General features: G+C 61.3%; 17 protein-coding genes. 10 read left to right on the top strand and 7 right to left on the bottom strand.

The window, feature by feature from the left end; all coding sequences use genetic code 11:
- Positions 1-14 precede the first annotated feature (14 nt).
- The 4 genes from EJD88_RS27340 to rsd all read left to right on the top strand — a co-directional run bounded on the left by EJD88_RS27340 (position 15) and on the right by rsd (position 3,818).
- Positions 15-1,142, top strand: coding sequence for a uroporphyrinogen-III C-methyltransferase (locus EJD88_RS27340; protein WP_160385029.1), 1,128 nt, complete (start codon positions 15-17; stop codon positions 1,140-1,142).
- Between the two features lie 5 nt (positions 1,143-1,147).
- Positions 1,148-2,389, top strand: a complete 1,242-nt coding sequence (locus EJD88_RS24505; RefSeq protein WP_099585973.1) for a heme biosynthesis protein HemY — start codon at positions 1,148-1,150, stop codon at positions 2,387-2,389.
- A 235-nt stretch (positions 2,390-2,624) separates the two neighbouring features.
- Positions 2,625-3,146, top strand: coding sequence for a disulfide bond formation protein B (locus EJD88_RS24500; RefSeq protein ID WP_158879218.1), 522 nt, complete (start codon positions 2,625-2,627; stop codon positions 3,144-3,146).
- Positions 3,147-3,359: 213 nt separating this feature from the next.
- Positions 3,360-3,818, top strand: coding sequence for a sigma D regulator (rsd, locus tag EJD88_RS24495; RefSeq protein ID WP_158879217.1), 459 nt, complete (start codon positions 3,360-3,362; stop codon positions 3,816-3,818).
- 53 nt (positions 3,819-3,871) lie between these two features.
- Here rsd and EJD88_RS24490 read toward each other — a convergent pair whose 3' ends face one another.
- Positions 3,872-4,549 carry an FKBP-type peptidyl-prolyl cis-trans isomerase gene (locus tag EJD88_RS24490; protein ID WP_158879216.1) on the bottom strand — a complete coding sequence of 226 codons (678 nt, stop codon included), beginning with the start codon at positions 4,547-4,549 and terminating at the stop codon, positions 3,872-3,874.
- Positions 4,550-4,741: 192 nt separating this feature from the next.
- Here EJD88_RS24490 and EJD88_RS24485 point away from each other — a divergent pair, with 192 nt between their 5' ends.
- Positions 4,742-5,794 (top strand): AlgP family protein, encoded by a 1,053-nt coding sequence (locus EJD88_RS24485; protein WP_158879215.1) that lies wholly within the window; start codon positions 4,742-4,744, stop codon positions 5,792-5,794.
- Here the strand turns inward: EJD88_RS24485 and EJD88_RS24480 are convergent.
- Positions 5,791-6,258: a TIGR02444 family protein gene (locus EJD88_RS24480; protein WP_158879214.1), complete on the bottom strand. Its 468-nt coding sequence runs from the start codon at positions 6,256-6,258 to the stop codon at positions 5,791-5,793. The two genes, EJD88_RS24485 and EJD88_RS24480, sit on opposite strands and share 4 nt — an antisense overlap.
- A 50-nt stretch (positions 6,259-6,308) precedes the next feature.
- On the opposite strand from EJD88_RS24480, the gene EJD88_RS24475 reads away from it, so the two are divergent.
- The 3 genes from EJD88_RS24475 to EJD88_RS24465 all read left to right on the top strand — a co-directional run bounded on the left by EJD88_RS24475 (position 6,309) and on the right by EJD88_RS24465 (position 9,512).
- On the top strand, positions 6,309-8,219 hold the full coding sequence (locus EJD88_RS24475; RefSeq protein ID WP_099585967.1) for an ATP-binding cassette domain-containing protein: 1,911 nt from the start codon (positions 6,309-6,311) through the stop codon (positions 8,217-8,219).
- Entirely contained in the window at positions 8,219-8,791 is a 573-nt protein-coding gene (locus EJD88_RS24470) for a mechanosensitive ion channel family protein (RefSeq protein WP_099585966.1), read from the top strand. The genes EJD88_RS24475 and EJD88_RS24470 overlap by 1 nt, the downstream gene beginning before the upstream one ends.
- Positions 8,792-8,879: 88 nt before the next feature.
- Positions 8,880-9,512 carry a LysE family transporter gene (locus EJD88_RS24465; RefSeq protein WP_099585965.1) on the top strand — a complete coding sequence of 211 codons (633 nt, stop codon included), beginning with the start codon at positions 8,880-8,882 and terminating at the stop codon, positions 9,510-9,512.
- A gap of 80 nt (positions 9,513-9,592) precedes the next feature.
- Here the strand turns inward: EJD88_RS24465 and EJD88_RS24460 are convergent, their stop codons facing one another.
- The 4 genes from EJD88_RS24460 to EJD88_RS24445 are packed head-to-tail and all read right to left on the bottom strand — an operon-like array spanning position 9,593 to position 12,733.
- The gene (locus EJD88_RS24460) at positions 9,593-10,333 is read right to left on the bottom strand and encodes a penicillin-binding protein activator LpoB (protein WP_158879213.1); all 741 of its coding nucleotides are present in this window, start codon (positions 10,331-10,333) and stop codon (positions 9,593-9,595) included.
- A 3-nt stretch (positions 10,334-10,336) separates the two neighbouring features.
- A complete protein-coding gene (lpoB, locus tag EJD88_RS24455; protein ID WP_099585963.1) occupies positions 10,337-10,924 on the bottom strand; it encodes a penicillin-binding protein activator LpoB in 588 nt (195 codons plus the stop codon).
- A 29-nt stretch (positions 10,925-10,953) separates the two neighbouring features.
- On the bottom strand, positions 10,954-11,325 hold the full coding sequence (locus tag EJD88_RS24450; protein ID WP_099585962.1) for a YcfL family protein: 372 nt from the start codon (positions 11,323-11,325) through the stop codon (positions 10,954-10,956).
- Between the two features lie 10 nt (positions 11,326-11,335).
- Entirely contained in the window at positions 11,336-12,733 is a 1,398-nt protein-coding gene (locus EJD88_RS24445) for a COG3014 family protein (protein ID WP_158879212.1), read from the bottom strand.
- A gap of 266 nt (positions 12,734-12,999) precedes the next feature.
- Between EJD88_RS24445 and EJD88_RS24440 the strand changes: the two genes are divergently transcribed.
- Both EJD88_RS24440 and EJD88_RS24435 read left to right on the top strand, forming a co-directional pair.
- Positions 13,000-14,895 (top strand): FTR1 family protein, encoded by a 1,896-nt coding sequence (locus EJD88_RS24440; protein WP_158879211.1) that lies wholly within the window; start codon positions 13,000-13,002, stop codon positions 14,893-14,895.
- 2 nt (positions 14,896-14,897) lie between these two features.
- Complete coding sequence (locus tag EJD88_RS24435; RefSeq protein WP_112192730.1) at positions 14,898-15,353, top strand: YaiI/YqxD family protein; 456 nt, start codon at positions 14,898-14,900, stop codon at positions 15,351-15,353.
- Between the two features lie 73 nt (positions 15,354-15,426).
- Here the strand turns inward: EJD88_RS24435 and elbB are convergent, their stop codons facing one another.
- Positions 15,427-16,092: an isoprenoid biosynthesis glyoxalase ElbB gene (gene elbB / locus EJD88_RS24430; RefSeq protein ID WP_158879210.1), complete on the bottom strand. Its 666-nt coding sequence runs from the start codon at positions 16,090-16,092 to the stop codon at positions 15,427-15,429.
- Between the last annotated feature and the right edge of the window lie 13 nt (positions 16,093-16,105).

Raw genomic sequence — 16,105 nt, 5'->3', positions numbered from 1 at the left:
CAAAGGACGGATACGTGAGCGAAACAGCCTTGCCTAAAGATGAAACCCAGCCCGCACTCGATGCGCCGGTTGAGTCACCGGTCACCACGCCGCGCCGTGGCAATGGCCTGGCAGTTGTCGCGCTGCTACTTGGCGCCGCTGGCGTTGCCGCCGGCGGCTGGGGGATCTGGCAGGTCCGCGCCCTGCAAGCCAGCAGCCAGCAGCAGTTGGGTCAGGTGCAGACCCTGGACGACCAATCCCAATCCCTCAAGCAAAGCCAGCAGCAACTGGCTGCACGTCTTGCCCAGTTGCCGGGTGCGGACGAACTGGAAGAGCGCCGCCGTCTGGTCGCCCAGCTGCAAGGTGATCAGCAGCGCCTGAACCAGCGCCTGGAAACCGTGCTCGGGGCGAGCCGCAAGGACTGGCGCCTCGCCGAGGCCGAGCACTTGATCCGTCTGGCGAGCCTGCGGTTGTCCGCCCTGCAAGATATCAACAGTGCCCAAGCGCTGGTCCAGGGCGCCGATGAGATTCTTCGCGAGCAGAGCGATCCAGGTTCCTACGCCGCCCGTGAACAATTAGCCAAGAGCCTGGCCGCGTTGCGCAGTACCGAGCAGCCGGACCGTACCGGGTTGTACCTGCAATTGGCAGCCTTGCGTGACCAGGTTGTTCAGCTGGCGGCCATTGCCCCCGAATATCAGCTCACCGAGCCCGCTTCCCAGGGGCGTCCAAGCACGGATACGGATAACCGCTGGAGCCAGTGGTGGGAACAGATTTCCCGCTACTTCCGCATCGACTTCAACCCCGACGACAACATCCGGCCGCTGCTTGCCGGCCAGGGCTTGAACCAAGTTCGCCTGGCCCTGAGCCTGGCGTTGGAGCAAGCCCAATGGGCGGCGCTCAATGGCGAGTCGGCGGTGTACAGCCGATCGCTGGGCGAAGCGCGCAGCGTGTTGCAGGACAACTTCAACCAGGACAACCCGCAAAGCAAAGCGATGCTGGCGCGTATCGCCGAACTTGAGCCCAAAGCCGTGTCGGTGGTGACACCGGATCTGGCGGCGAGCCTGGCCGCAGTGCAGGCGTACCTCGAACGTCGTCATCTGTCTGCTGATGAAGCCAAGGCGGCGGCTGGCAACCCGGCGGCCTCGTCGGCGAAGCAGGAGTAGACCCGATGAAGCGTTTCTATGTGATCCTGGTGCTGGCGATTGCGATCGCCCTGGCACTCGCTGTGGGCATTTCGAAACACACCGGCTACGTGCTGATTACCTACCCTCATGTGCTGCATTACGAGTCGAGCCTATGGGCGACCGTGGTGGCCGTGTTTGCCATCGGCCTCGCCATCTACCTGATCCGCGTGTTGCTGAGCCTGGTGACCACCTCCGGTGGCGTGGTCAACCCGTGGTCTCGGCGTAACCGCAGTCGCCGTGTGCAGATCGCTATCGAGCAGGGTCAGATGGACCTTGCCGAAGGCCGCTGGGCCAGCGCTGAGCGGCATCTGCACCGTGCCGCCGAAGCTGAGCGCCAACCGCTGCTTTACTACCTCGGCGCTGCCCGGGCGGCGAATGAGCTGGGGCGTTATGAAGAGTCCGACGGGTTGCTGGAGCGTGCGCTTGAGCGTCAGCCCCAAGCAGAACTGGCGGTCGCTTTGAGCCATGCGCAATTGCAATTGGACCGTGGTGACACTGATGGTGCGCTGATCACTTTGCAGGCCATGCACGAGCGTCACCCCCATAACGCCCAGGTGCTGCGCCAATTGCAGCGCCTGCACCAGCAACGAGGCGACTGGTCGTCGGTCATCCGACTGTTGCCGGAACTGCGCAAGGACAAAGTGCTGCCTGCCAGCGAACTGGCCGAGCTGGAGCGCCGTGCCTGGGGTGAGAACCTGAGTCTGGCAGCCCAGCGCGAAGAACAGGGCGAAGCGGGTTTGCAGTCCCTTGAACGGGCCTGGCAACAACTCACTTCGGCCCAGCGCCAGGAGCCGCAGTTGGTTCTGGCCTACGCCGAGCAACTGCGCCAGCTGGGCGCCGATGCCAAGGCGGAGGAGGCGTTGCGCAGTGCTATCAAGCGTGATTACGACAGCCACCTGATTCGTCTCTACGGCCTGCTGCGTGGCAGTGATCCGGCCCGGCAATTGAAGTTTGCCGAGGGGTGGCTCAAGGATCACCCAGGTGATGCCAGCCTGCTGCTGACATTGGGGCGTCTGTGCCTGCAAAACAGCCTTTGGGGCAAGGCGCGGGACTATCTGGAAAGCAGCCTGCACGTGCAGCGCAATCCGGAGGCGTGTGCCGAGCTGGCGCGGTTGTTGGCCCAGCTGGGTGATACCGAGCGCAGCAATCAACTGTTTCAGGAAGGTCTGGGCTTGTTGGATAACCGCTTGCTGGCGTCTCCACTGCCAGTTGCCGCCCGCGTTTGATGTAGGAAAGGAGAGAGGGTTGGCCCGGATTCGTCTGAGAGCTAACCCTTCATGTCCTGCGGATGTAGGCTCTGGAGCGCTTTATTGCAAACTCCTACGCCTGGATGCTCGAAGTCTTCCATCCTTTTGCGGGATGTCCCTAGGCCCTCACAGAATTGTCTGCTCTATCGCGTATTGAAAGCGGTCAGGCCTTTCCTCTACCGTAACCACCTATCTCTCGCGGTGCGGATAAAGCATGTCTTTGGCCCCTTCACGCTCCTTGTTTTTTATTGCGTTCTTCGCAGGCGCACTGACGTTGGGCGCGTCCTTCTATCTTGAGTTCGGTGCATCGTTGCGTCCGTGCTTCCTGTGCCAGATACAACGGGTATTTCTGGCCGCATTCCTGCTCGTCAATCTGGTCGCGGTTGTCCACAACCCCAGGCGTTCCACTTATTACCTGTATGGGCTGGCAAGCATGGTGTGTGCGTTGTTGGGCGCCATCACCGCAGTGCGCCAGGTGCTGCTGCAAAATGCCGCACCGGATCAGGCGACCCATTGCTGGCCCAGCATGAGCCATATGGTCCAAGATCTGTCCATGTGGCAGGCATTGAAATTGGTGGTTGAAGGCACTGCCGATTGTGTGGAAATCAGCTGGACGCTGTTTGACTTGAGCGTTCCCGAGTGGAGCCTGCTGTTCTTCCTGGGCATGTTGACGCTTGGGGCCATACAGTTTTCTCGGCTGTTTTTGAGCCGTCCATTGCGTCAGGTAGAGCGCTGAATGAAGGTCGTGGTTTATAGGACGGGATTAAACACTTGTATGAACTTTCTCTCCTGCGTACCTTGAAGCCATAGTCGTGCGGGCATAATCTGGCCCGCACGCGTTATCAAAACCGTTTGTTTGTCAGATGCGGCTTTGTCCCGCTGCAGCTTGATCCTTGAAGTTTTGCGTGGGCATCAGGCGGCAGCGCCCCTATAGGGAAGAGAGATCATCATGCTGGAAAGTTGTCAGAATGCTCAGGAACGCTGGGGTGGGGTGCACAAGCTGATCGACAGCTGGCTGAAGGCACGTCACGAACTGGTTCGCTCCTTTGATGCGCTTGGCGCCAAGCCTGAAGCGCTGGCTGAGAATGGCAAGCCGTTGCAGGAGTTTTGTGAAGTGCTGGTGGACTACGTGTCGGCCGGTCATTTTGGCGTCTACGAACAACTGACCAAAGAGGCAGAAGCCTTCGAAGATAAGCGTGGTCTGGAACTGGCCGAGACCATCTACCCGCGCATCGATGTCATCACCGAGAAGTTACTGGCGTTCACCGACCTATGTGATGCCGGTAAGTGTGTTGCCGAAAAATTCAAAGAGTTGGGCGCACTGCTTCACGAGCGTTTCGAACTGGAAGACTGCCTGATCGAAGTGCTGCACAACGCCCACAAGGAAGAGTCAGCCACTCAGGCTTGATCCTCAACGGCAGTTGGAAAAACGGTGCGCATGGCGCACCGTTTTTTATTGGGTCAGTGGCGAGTGCCGAGCAATTCGATCTCGAATACCAATGGTGTGTAAGGCGGGATCAACTCACCTGCACCGTCGGCGCCATAGGCTTGGGCGGATGGAATCACCAGGCGCCATTTCGCTCCCACGGGCATCTGTTGCAACGCGCTGCTCCAGCCGTCGATCACGCTGTCCAGGCGAAACCACTGGGGCTGTGTGCTCTGATCGAAGACCGTGCCATCGGGCAAGCGGCCCACGTATTTCACTTGAACCTGATCATTCGCGCCGGGCTTGCTACCGCTGCCAGGTGCCAGTTCGGTGAGCAGGATTCCATCGGCCAATTCGCGCACCCCTTTCGCGGTTTTTTCCTTGGCCAGAAACTGCTGTTCAGCGGCAAGGGCTTTTTCGCTTTTGGGGGCGTGAGCGTCGGCTTCGGCCTGCGCTTCATGCAGGGCAAGAATCTGTTCGATGCGTGCATTATCCAGCGCCAGCGGCTTGCCTTGATAGGCTTGCTTGAGGCCGTCGATCAAGGCCTGGATCTGCAGGTCCGGTACTTCCTGACGCAGGCGTTCACCGAGGCTGGCGCCAAGGCTGTAGGCAAGGTCGTGCTGGTCTTGGTCTGCCGTTTTGGCAGGTGATTGCTCGCTCGCATTGGCCACGGAAATTGCCAAGCCCAGCACAAGAAAAAGGTAACGCGACATGGGCATTCTCCCGCCTGAAGTGCGACGGATTATGCCAGTGTGAATGGGTAAAAAGTGCCGCGTATTTTCGTTATATCAATAAGAATTTTCGTACCGTGCAACGCATGGCAAACGATACTGTCAACATGCCCTAGCGGCGGTAAGAGCAGAGGGCTAGTATGAGCCGCACCCACGTCAGCCAGGAGGTAAACCATGTCGGCCAAACAGAAGCCTGTTAATACCCCGTTGCACTTACTCCAACAACTGTCGAGCAGCCTGCTCGAACATCTGGAAAACGCGTGCTCCCAAGCGTTGGCCGATGCAGAAAAACTGCTCGCCAAATTGGAAAAACAACGCGGTAAGGCGCAAGAAAAACTGCACAAATCCCGCACCAAACTGCAGGGCGCCGCTACTGCCGGCAAGGCCAAGGCACAAGCCAAAGCCAAAGACGCTGTCAAAGAACTTGAGGACCTGCTGGACGCCCTCAAGGATCGCCAGGCTGAAACCCGCGCCTACATTTCCCAACTCAAGAAAGATGCTCAGGAAAGCCTGAAACTGGCCCAGGGCGTCGGTCGTGTGAAAGAAGCTGTAGCGAAGGCACTGGGCGCGCGCGCACCTGCTAAAGCGATCGCCAAGCCAACTGCTAAAACCGCTGCTGCAAAGCCAGCCGCCAAGCCAGTTGCCAAGACTGCCGCTGCAAAACCAGCCGCCAAGCCAGTTGCCAAGACTGCCGCTGCAAAACCAGCCGCCAAACCAGCTGCTAAAACCGCTGCTGCAAAACCAGCCGCCAAGCCAGTTGCCAAGACTGCCGCTGCAAAACCGGCCGCCAAACCGGCTGCTAAAACTGCTGTTGCAAAACCAGCCGCCAAGCCAGTTGCCAAGACTGCTGCTGCAAAACCAGCCGCCAAGCCAGCTGCTAAAACTGCTGCTGCGAAACCAGCCGCTAAGCCAGCTGCTAAAACTGCTGCTGCGAAACCAGCCGCCAAGCCAGCTGCTAAAACTGCTGCTGCAAAACCAGCCGCCAAGCCAGCTGCTAAAACCGCTGCTGCAAAACCAGCCGCCAAGCCAGCTGCTAAAACTGCTGCTGCAAAACCCGCCGTCAAGCCAGTTGCCAAAACCGTCGCTGCCAAACCAGCCGCCAAGCCAGCACCCGCCAAGCCAGCAGCACCTGCGGCTACTTCGGCTGCCTCCACCGCTCCAAGCGCCCCGGCCAGCAGCACCCCTGCACCGGCAGCACCAAGCACCACTCCAACCAGCGCTTCCTAAGTGCCGGTGGCCACGACGCGCAAGTGTTGCAGCGCGTCGTGGTCAAGGTTGGTGGCAGCCTCAGCCACCAGTCCTTCCAACCATTTCTGATGCTCCATCACTTCTGCGCTCGACCATGTCTTTGCCAGCGCTTCCAGGCGTGACAGCAGCTCGCGTTCCGCTTCCAACTCCAGGGCCTTGACCCGCTCCCGTAACGCCGACAGCTGTTCATCCCGCTGCGCCAACACCCGCCATTGCACGCGCACCTTTCGCAACGGTTCGATGACGTGTGCCTGCCAGGGTCCGGCGATCTGTTTCAATGCCTGCACGCGCTCGCAGGTCAGCGCCGCCCCGCGATGTTCCAGCCACGCCCCACACAGCAGCAGGCACACATCCGCTCCTTGTTCCTGCAAACGCAGACACGCCGACTCCACACCCGGACGGGCGTAAGTCGAGAGGGCAAAGCTCCACAGGTCAGCACACATATTCACACCCAAGCCATTGGCCAACGAAGCTGGTAGACTCCGCCGCCATTATGATCCGACTTCAAAGCCTAACATTACAGCGTGGCCCGCAACGTCTTCTCGAAGACGCCGAGCTGACCCTGCACGCCGGTCACAAAGCCGGCCTGATCGGTGCCAACGGCGCCGGCAAATCCACGTTGTTTGCCCTGTTGCTGGGTGAGCTGACCCCGGATTCCGGGGATTGCCTGCTGCCGGCCGACTGGCGCATCGCCCATATGCGCCAGGAGATCGACACCCTGGACCGCATCGCGATCGACTACGTGCTCGATGGCGACCTGCGTCTGCGCCAGGTGCAACACGACCTGGCCGAGGCCGAGAAAGCCCAGGACGGCGCCGCCCAGGCCCGCCTGCACTCGGAACTCGACAGCGCCGACGGCTACACCGCCGATGCCCGCGCCCGCAAGATGCTTGCCGGCCTTGGCTTTACCAACGAGCAAATGGACCGCCCGGTCGCCGACTTCTCCGGCGGCTGGCGCATGCGCCTCAATCTGGCCCAGGCGCTGATGTGCCCCTCGGACCTTTTGCTGCTCGACGAGCCGACCAACCACTTGGACCTTGATGCGATCCTGTGGCTGGAAGACTTCCTCAAGAGCTACCAGGGCACCTTGCTGCTGATTTCCCACGACCGGGACTTCCTCGACGCCGTGGTCGACAACATCGCCCACGTCGAACAGAAGAAAATCACCCTCTACCGGGGCGGCTACACTGCGTTCGAGCGTGCCCGTGCCGAGCGCCTGGCCCAGCAACAGCAGGCGTTCGAGAAGCAGCAAGCGCAACGTGCGCACATGGAAAGCTACATCGCCCGGTTCAAGGCCCAGGCCACCAAGGCCCGTCAGGCCCAGAGCCGGATCAAAGCCCTGGAGCGCATGGAAGAACTGTCGGCAGCCCACGTCGATTCGCCGTTCGACTTTGTATTCCGCGAATCGGTGAAGATCTCCAGCCCCCTGTTGGACCTCTCGGATGCCCGCCTGGGTTATGGCGACAAAACCATCCTGGAGAAGGTCAAGCTGCAGCTCACGCCAGGTGCGCGCATCGGTTTGCTCGGCCCTAACGGTGCGGGCAAGTCGACGCTGATCAAGAACCTTTCAGGTGAGCTGCAACCCCTGGCCGGCCGCCTGACCCGTGGTGAGAACCTGGTAGTGGGCTACTTCGCCCAGCATCAGTTGGACTCCCTGGACTCCAAAGCCAGCCCGCTGCTGCACCTGCAACGCCTGGCACCGACCGAGCGCGAGCAGACCCTGCGGGACTTCCTCGGTGGTTTCGACTTCCGTGGCGCGCGCATCGATGAGCCGGTGCTGAACTTCTCCGGTGGTGAAAAGGCGCGCCTGGCGCTGGCGCTGATCGCCTGGGACCGTCCGAACCTGCTGCTGCTCGATGAGCCCACCAACCACCTTGACCTGGAAATGCGCCTGGCGCTGACCATGGCCCTGCAGGAATTCAGTGGTGCGGTACTGGTGGTGTCTCACGATCGCCACTTGCTCAAGAGCACCACCGACAACTTCCTGCTGGTGGCCGATGGCAAAGTCGAAGAGTTCGACGGCGACCTGGATGACTACGCACGCTGGCTGACGGATTACCGTCTGCGCAACGCACCGGTCAGCAACACGCCGATCAACCCGGACAAAACCGACAAGAAGGCTCAACGTCAGGCTGCTGCAGCCTTGCGCCAACAGTTGGCACCGCACAAGCGCGAAGCCGACAAGCTGGAAGCCGAGCTGGGCAAGCTGCACGAGCGCCTGGCCAAGATCGAAGCCAGCCTGGGCGACAGTGCGGTGTACGAGGCTGCGCGCAAGGATGAGCTGCGCGACCTGCTGGCCGAACAGGCCAAGCTCAAGGTGCGTGAAGGGCAATTGGAGGAAACCTGGATGGAAGCCCTCGAACTGCTCGAAACCCTGCAAGCGGAGCTGGAGGCGCTGTCCTGATGGAAGCGTTGCAATTGCCGATCCCGACGCAATGGGTCGAGCCTGTGTGGATCGGTGTGCAAATCCTGCTGATCCTGCTGGGCGCTTACCTCGCCCAGCGTTTCGTTGCCAAAGGCCTGACTCGCCTGGGTGAGCGCTACCCGTTCCCGCCGCAACTGTTGATGCCACTGCGCGGCGGCCTGCGCTGGCTGATCATGGGCAGTGCGCTGATCTTCGTGCTGGGTCGCCTGGGCGTGTCGGCCACGGTGCTGTGGACCGCGTTGTCGGGGTTTGTTGCGGTTGCCGCCGTGGCGTTCTTCGCGATGTGGTCGGTGCTGTCGAACCTGCTGTGCGCGATCCTGATCTTCACGGTCGGGCCGTTCCGCATTGGCGACATCGTCGAGCTGGTGGATACCGTCGACAAGCCGGGTGTGAAAGGCCGTGTGGTAGCAATCAACCTGCTCTACACCACGTTGGTCGAGGTCGCAGAGGCCGGGACTGACAGCGCGATGGTGCAAGTGCCCAACAGCCTGTTCTTCCAACGTTCCGTGCGGCGCTGGCCAGGCACCCATGTGTTTCCGGGCGACCGCTAGTACTCACATCTTGTAAAAATCTATAGCCAGCCTTCGGCCTGCGGAGTTAGCTTAAGACACAATCGCTAATTCCTTCCCGAGGTGTGCAATGGCACTCGATACGTGGCTGGCCTTTTTCCTGGCCAGTTGGATCATCTCTCTTTCCCCTGGCGCCGGTGCCATCGCCTCGATGTCCAGCGGCCTGCAATATGGTTTTGTGCGCGGTTACTGGAACGCCATTGGCCTGCAACTGGGCCTGGCGATGCAGATTGCCGTGGTGGCGGGTGGTCTGGGTGCGATTCTGGCGGCGTCGTCCACCGCGTTTTATGCGATCAAATGGTTCGGCGTGGCCTACCTGGTGTACTTGGCCGTCAAGCAATGGCGCGCCTTGCCCATGGACATGAGCGATGACGCCGCGCCACGCGCGATCGGCAAACCGATGGCGATGATGTTCCGCGGTTTTCTGGTCAACGCCAGCAACCCGAAAGCCCTGGTGTTCATGCTGGCGGTACTGCCGCAGTTCGTGAACCCGCAGGCACCGTTGCTGATCCAGTACCTGATCCTGGGTGCGACGATGATCAGCGTCGATATGATTGTGATGGCGGGGTACACGGGGCTGGCGTCCAAGGTGCTGCGCCTGTTGCGCACGCCGAAGCAGCAGAAGCGTGTGAACCGCACGTTTGCGGGGTTGTTTGTGGGGGCAGCGGGCTTCCTCGCCAGCCTGCATCGCGCAACGGCTTGAGCTGACGAAACTCAATCAAAGTGTGGGAGGAGGCAAGCCCCCGCCCACATTGATTTTGTGGTTGGTTGTAAAGCTTGGGCTCAGCGCAGGATTTTCGGCGCTTCATCCCTTGGCAGGTTATTACGCAACACCGGCTGGCCAGGCGCTTGATAGCCGCCACCCAACTGCTCCGCCAACTGCCGCGCCACATCCTCACCCAACGTCTTCGACACTTCCTTCACCACCCGTGGCCGGTTCAGGCTTATGCGTTGGTCACGGCTGCTCACCAGTTTGGTGTCCTGGCCTTCGCCCATGGCGGTAAACGCCGAGGTGATTTCAAAGGTGCGGGTGTTGATCAGGCTGAAATCCGCCACCAGCGTCAGGCCCAGCACCGCCGAGTAGCTGTTGGTGTGGTCCAGCGCGTTGATGTCCTGGGTGAAGTCGATGTCTGACAGCGTGCCGAACAGCACGTAGTCCGCGCCCTTGAAGTGGCCGGCCTTGATGCGCTTGATCACGTCGTAGACGTCGCCCTTGGCATCGGCGGTGTAAGGCGTGCCCTGCACCAGTTGAAACTGGCGGGACTTGAGGATCTCGCCTTTGATGTCGCCACTGAATTTGCGCAGCTCGGTCTGCTCGATGTAGCTGTTGCGGCTTTCGTACTCGCTGTAGCTCGCCGCGCCGCTGGCCTGGTAGCTGCTGGCTTGGAAATTGTTATTGGCCGAGACCTGGTGGATGTATTCCTCAACCCGCGCCTCGTAGGCCAGGTCGGTCACCGCGATCTTCGGCGCGGCCGACGCGCCAAAGGCGCACAGCAGGCCGATCAAACCGATCCATGCACGCATTGCTTAGCGCTCCGTGGTCTTGCGAATTTCTTTTTCGTCCATCCATTCGGCCAGGCCACTCTCGACGTCGATCAGTTGCAGGCTGAACTTGTAGAACACGTCTTTGTAGTCCGCGCTGCGCTTGACGATGGAACTGATGGAGCCTTCCAGCCGGTACTTGGCCGCGATCATGTTGCCGGTCTTGCTCACGGTGGACTTCTTGTACAGGCCGCTCTGGTTCTGCAGTTTCAGCTGGTCGACCTGGCTTTGCATGTCGGTGTTGTCGCTGGCAAAGCGTGCGGTACCGGTCTTCATCAGTTGGGTCTTGATCGACGTGGTGATCTCGCGGGTGTCGATGTACTCGCTGGTCTTGTTCTTCACGTCATACACCTGCACCACCGGGCGGCCTTGCAGGATGCCGGACTGGGCCAGGGAGCGGGTCATGCTTTCGGCGATCATCTGCAGGTCGGTGGAACCGAACTCGTTGGTGACCGTTTCCACGGCCTTGGTATCGCCGTAGTTGATGTTCTTGCTACCCAACACGGGCGAAGTATTGGAGCAACCGCTGGCCAGGACGGCCACCACGGCGAGCATCGAAACGCGTGCAAACATGGAGAAATCTCTCAAGAAGGGTGGACGGCTCAAGGGGTTTTGACTTCGAGGCGAAAGTCCGCTGCCTGGGGCAGATTGGCGATGGCCGGCAGGAAGGTGGCCTGATTGGCGTACAGGTTCAGCACCTTCCAAGTGTCTTCATCGCCCACTGGGAAACCGTCGGCACCCAGCCAGGCGAAGCGGTAATACAGGGTCTGGTTACTGCTGGTGATATTGCTCAACTGCACCTTGGCGGTGAGAAAGCCGTTCTCGCGGGCGACGCGAATGGCGCCGACGGCGACGCCCTTGAACTTGCCCATCACCACGATTTTGCTCGCGGCACTGCCGGGTTCCGGCGGCGGCGGGGTGGCGCAGCCGGCGAGCAGGATCAGCGCCAGGGCGCCGAGGATGAAACGACGCATAGCGTGCTCCTTAAGGTTGTTTGAGGGTGGCGATGGCCTGGGGCGGCGTGCTCGGCACCACATGCGCCGCAAGACCGCCGGCAAACACCTGGTTACCGACCACGCGCAGGGTGATGACCTGGTAGCGCTGGTCGGCCTTGACCATCACTCGCGTGCCGCCCAGGGCGTTGGGCAGGCTGACCTGATGCTCGCCGTGCTTGAGGCGTAGGCGGGTGACTTGGGTCATGTCCGGCAGGGTGCGCCAGGTGCGGGTGTCGGCGCCTTCGGTCACGGCCGAGGCGATGCCCAGCACCAGGCCCGCCATGGGGTTGGTCCTGTTCAGGTTGTTTTGTGCCACGCCACGGGTGACCGCACGCACGGTGGTGCGCAGGATGATGCCGGGCATGTCATCGCGCAGGGCTCGGCGCGACATGGCTGTGGTGCTATTGAGGGCCGTGAGGTTCTGTTGCTGGCCGTCGACGCCAATCTGGGTGAAGGTCGCGGTGGAGCGGTCGGCCTTGATCACCGGGAAAGACAGCGGGGTGATCACCAGGTTGCCGTTGATCGGGATTGGCAGCGGCAGGCGGATCGAATCGCGGGCCGGCGCCAGGCCGCTCTGGACCACGATCAGCACGTCGGTTTCATCGGCGCCGACCTTGGACTTGTCGAGATCCAGCAGGGCCTTTTCCAGCAGCGGGGTGTCAGGGCGCAGCTCCGCAGCCTTGCGATAACCAGGCGCGGCCAGGTCTTTTTCACCCAGGGCTTCGTAGACGAAACCGGCCAGGTAATGGCTGAAGGCGCTCTGGTAGCTGTTTTTCAGGCCGACCACTTCCGGCGCGTTGAGGGCTTCCACCGGGTAACCGCTCAGGTCTTTCATCTGGGTGGTCACACCTTGGCGCTCGGCTTCATCCTCGCGCTTGAGGTATTGCTTGTCGCGCAGGTCGGCGATCACGGCTTCGCGTTCGTGGGTTTTCTTGATTTCGGTGCGCGCACCGTCGAAGTCATTCAGGGCCAGCAGGTTCAGGGCCATCTGGGTGGTCAGCATGACTTTTTCGTAATCGTAGCCTTCGTAGCGACGCACTTTGTCGTTGGCCAGCAAGCTGCCGAACTGGGAAAGGTACCGTGCGCTGTCGAACTTGACCGATTCTTCCCACGTGTAGACTTGCAGGTCGGCCCTGCGCCAGGCGGTCTGGCTACCGGTCAGGTCGCCCTTGGCTCGCAGCAACTCGCCTTTCTCGAAGTAATACAGAAGGTCCTTGTCTTCGCCAGTGTTGTTCTTTTCCAGCAGGGTCAAGGCGCTGTCGACATTGCCACTGGCCAGTTGCTGGTTGGTGGCTTGCAGCTCGGAGTCGTAGCTGCGGAACATCGAACAGCCGGAGAGCAAGGTGACCGCCACGAGCGCGAGCGGAGGTAAGGCGCGAAGTGCCATGCAACTTCTTCCCTGAAAGTAGTCAGCCTGTGTGGTAATTCCTCATAAAAACGAGGAATGAAATTCCCTTTCGCACTAACAGGGCGCGGCATTATAGGCGCCGTTACTGGCAAAACAATGGCTTTTTGCCGTGATGCCACCCACAAAAATGCCACTATTTCGCGTTAAAGTCGTCGTGCTTAACCACGCCAGATCACTTACGGCTTGAGTCAAACCCCTGAAGCCCTAACAATGTGTTACTTCGTATTTCCCTTTGAGATTCATTCATGACTGCCCCCTTCCGTTTTCTCGCCTGGCTGTTGTTGCCGGCGTTGATGTCGTGCAGCTTCAACCTGTTGGCCGCGACTGCCGAAGGCGCGCCACAAGCCCTGCATTTACTGGACTACATTGGCGCTGACTACCCGCCGACGGTGGAGGCGGGCAAGGTGGTGGATGATTCGGAATACCGCGAGCAGGTGGAGTTTCTCGGGGTGTTGCAGGGGCTGGTGGCGGACTTGCCGCAAAAGCCTGAGCGCGCCGAGTTGGTCAAGGGTGTTGATGAGTTACTGTCAGCCGTCAAAGCGCACGAGGACGGCGCGATTGTCGCTCGTCAGACCCGTCAGTTGGGCGCGAAGCTGGCTGTGGCGTATGAAGTCAGCCAGGCCCCGGTCATCACGCCGGACCCGACACGCGGCGCACCGCTCTATGCCCAGCATTGCTCGGTATGCCACGGCACGGCCGGCGCCGGTGATGGCCCGGCGGGCGTGGGCATGACGCCGCCGCCTGCCAACCTGCGGGATGCCACGCGGCTGGATCGCCTGAGCCTCTACGCGATCTACAACACCCTGGGCCTGGGCGTCGAAGGCACCGATATGCCGTCCTTCGCCGACCAGTTGGACGACCGTCAGCGCTGGGACCTGGCCACTTACATCGCCGGCTTCACCGCTGACCCCACGGCGGCAAAAAGTGAGCAGCCCTTCAACCTCGCCGATCTGGCACGCCAAACCCCCAACGAAGTGTTGGCCGCCAACGGCCCGGCCGCTGCCGCCACCTTCCGCGCCCAGCGGGCGCAGCCGCCGCAGGTCAAGCGTGGCCCGGCGCAGTTGCTCGACTACACCGCGACGACGTTGGACAAGAGCCTCGCCGCGTTCCGTAATGGCGACCACGAACAAGCCTACGACCTGTCCGTAGCGGCTTATCTGGAAGGCTTCGAGCTGGTGGAAAGCTCCCTGGACAACGTCGACGCCAACGTGCGCAAGGACACCGAGAAGGCCCTGATGGCCTATCGGCAGTCGCTGCAGGACGGCTTGCCGCTTGAGCAGGTGCAGCAGCGCCTGGACGTCGCCAAAGGCAAACTCACCGAATCCGCCGGGTTGTTGGGCAGCGACGGCTTGAGTTGGTCGTTGAGCTACATCTCGGGTCTGCTGATTCTGCTGCGCGAAGGCCTGGAAGCGATTCTGGTGCTGGCGGCGATCCTCGCCTTCCTGCGTAACACCGGCCAGCAATCGGCGGTGCGCAGCGTTAACGTCGGCTGGGGCCTGGCGCTGCTGGCGGGCTTGGCCACCTGGGCCTTGGCGGCGTACGTGATTGACGTGAGCGGCGCCCAGCGCGAATTGCTTGAAGGCTGCACGGCCCTGTTCGCCAGTGTGATGGTGCTGTGGCTGGGCGTGTGGATGCACGACCGCCGCCATGCAGCGGCGTGGCAGGACTACATCAAGAGCAGCCTGGTGGGCGGTGGTGGGCGTTTCGGTTTCGCCGTGCTGGCGTTTTTCTCGGTATACCGCGAGTTGTTCGAAGTGATCCTGTTCTACGAAACCCTGTGGCTGCAAGCCGGGCCGGCCGGGCACAACGCTGTGCTGGCGGGCGGTGCCACGGCGCTGGTGCTGCTGGTGGGCCTGGCCTGGGTGATCCTGCGCGGTTCGGCAAGGTTGCCGCTGGCGCTGTTCTTCGGCATCAACGCAGCGCTGTTGTGCGCACTCTCGGTGGTCTTCGCCGGGCATGGCGTCAAGGCGTTGCAGGAAGCCGGCATCTTCGGCACGCGGCCGGTGGCGTTCTTTGACTTCGACTGGCTGGGCATCCACGCCGACGCTTATTCGTTGAGCGCGCAGGCGTTGGCGATCCTGGCGATTGTGGTGCTGTATGGCCGCAGCCGTTTGGCCGAAAAACGCCGCGTGGCGGCTTGATCATGCGGGTATGGATCGACGCCGACGCCTGCCCTCGGGCGGCCAAGGACCAGGTGGTCAAGTTTGCCCTCAAGCGCCAGTTCGAGGTGGTGCTGGTGGCCGGGCAGAGTCAGATCAAGCCGAGCTTTGCCTGTGTGAAGTTGATTGTGGTGCCCAGCGGCCCGGACGCGGCGGATGATTACCTGGTGGAACACGCCGTGCCCGGCGAACTGGTGATCTGCAGCGATGTGCCGTTGGCCGATCGCCTGGTCAAGAAGGGCGTCACGGCGCTTGACCCACGGGGCAAGGAGTTCAGCCCCGCGAATATGAGTGAGCGCCTGGCGGTGCGTAACCTGTTCACCGATCTGCGTGAGCAAGGCCAGATGGGCGGCGGGCCACCGCCCCATAGTGAGAAGGATAAGCAGGCGTTCGCCAATGCCCTGGACCGCATCCTCACTAAGTTGATGCGCCCGGCCTGACTCCTACTGGTGAGCGAGCTTGCCTCGCGCGGGTGCAAGCCCGCTCACCACAATTGAGTGCTGTGTGAGCGGGTCAGTCGTTTTCGTGGGTCAGCTCCAGCACCCGATCCACCAGTTTGTTGATGCCCGAGGCCACTTCACTGATGCTCTTGCCGAGCATGTAAGCTGGCGTGCTCACCAGCTTGCGCGCCTTGTCTTCGACGATGTCTTCAACCGCGCACTCCTGGTGGATGGCGCCCATCTTGTCCAGTGCGGCGGCAGTGTCGGCACAGTTGCCAATGGTGCAGGTCACTCCGGGGCCGTAGATCTTGGCAGCCAGGGCCGGTGAAATACAGATCAGCCCCACTGGCTTGCCGGCCTCGGCAAAGGCTTCGGCCAGTGCCAACACCTGCGGATTGACGCTGCACTCGGCGCCTTTCACCGCAAAATCCGACAGGTTCTTGGCCGCGCCAAACCCGCCGGGCACGATCAGCGCATCGAAGTCTTCGGCATTGGCCTCTTTGATGTCTTTCACCTCGCCTCGGGCAATGCGCGCCGATTCCACCAGCACATTGCGCGACTCGGGCATTTCTTCTCCGGTGAGGTGGTTGATTACGTGCAACTGTGGCATGTCGGGGGCAAAGCATTGGACCTGAGCGCCGCGCTGGTCCAGGCGCAGCAAGGTGATCACGCTTTCGTGGATCTCTGCGCCGTCATACACGCCGCAGCCGGAAAGGATCACTGCAATCTTTTTGCTCATGGGCATTTCTCCT

Source organism: Pseudomonas sp. PB105 (genome assembly GCF_009764655.1).
Classification (GTDB): Bacteria; Pseudomonadota; Gammaproteobacteria; order Pseudomonadales; family Pseudomonadaceae; genus Aquipseudomonas; species Aquipseudomonas cyclaminis.
Note: the sequence above shows the minus strand (reverse complement) of the source record. Positions and strands in the feature narration are given on the sequence as shown.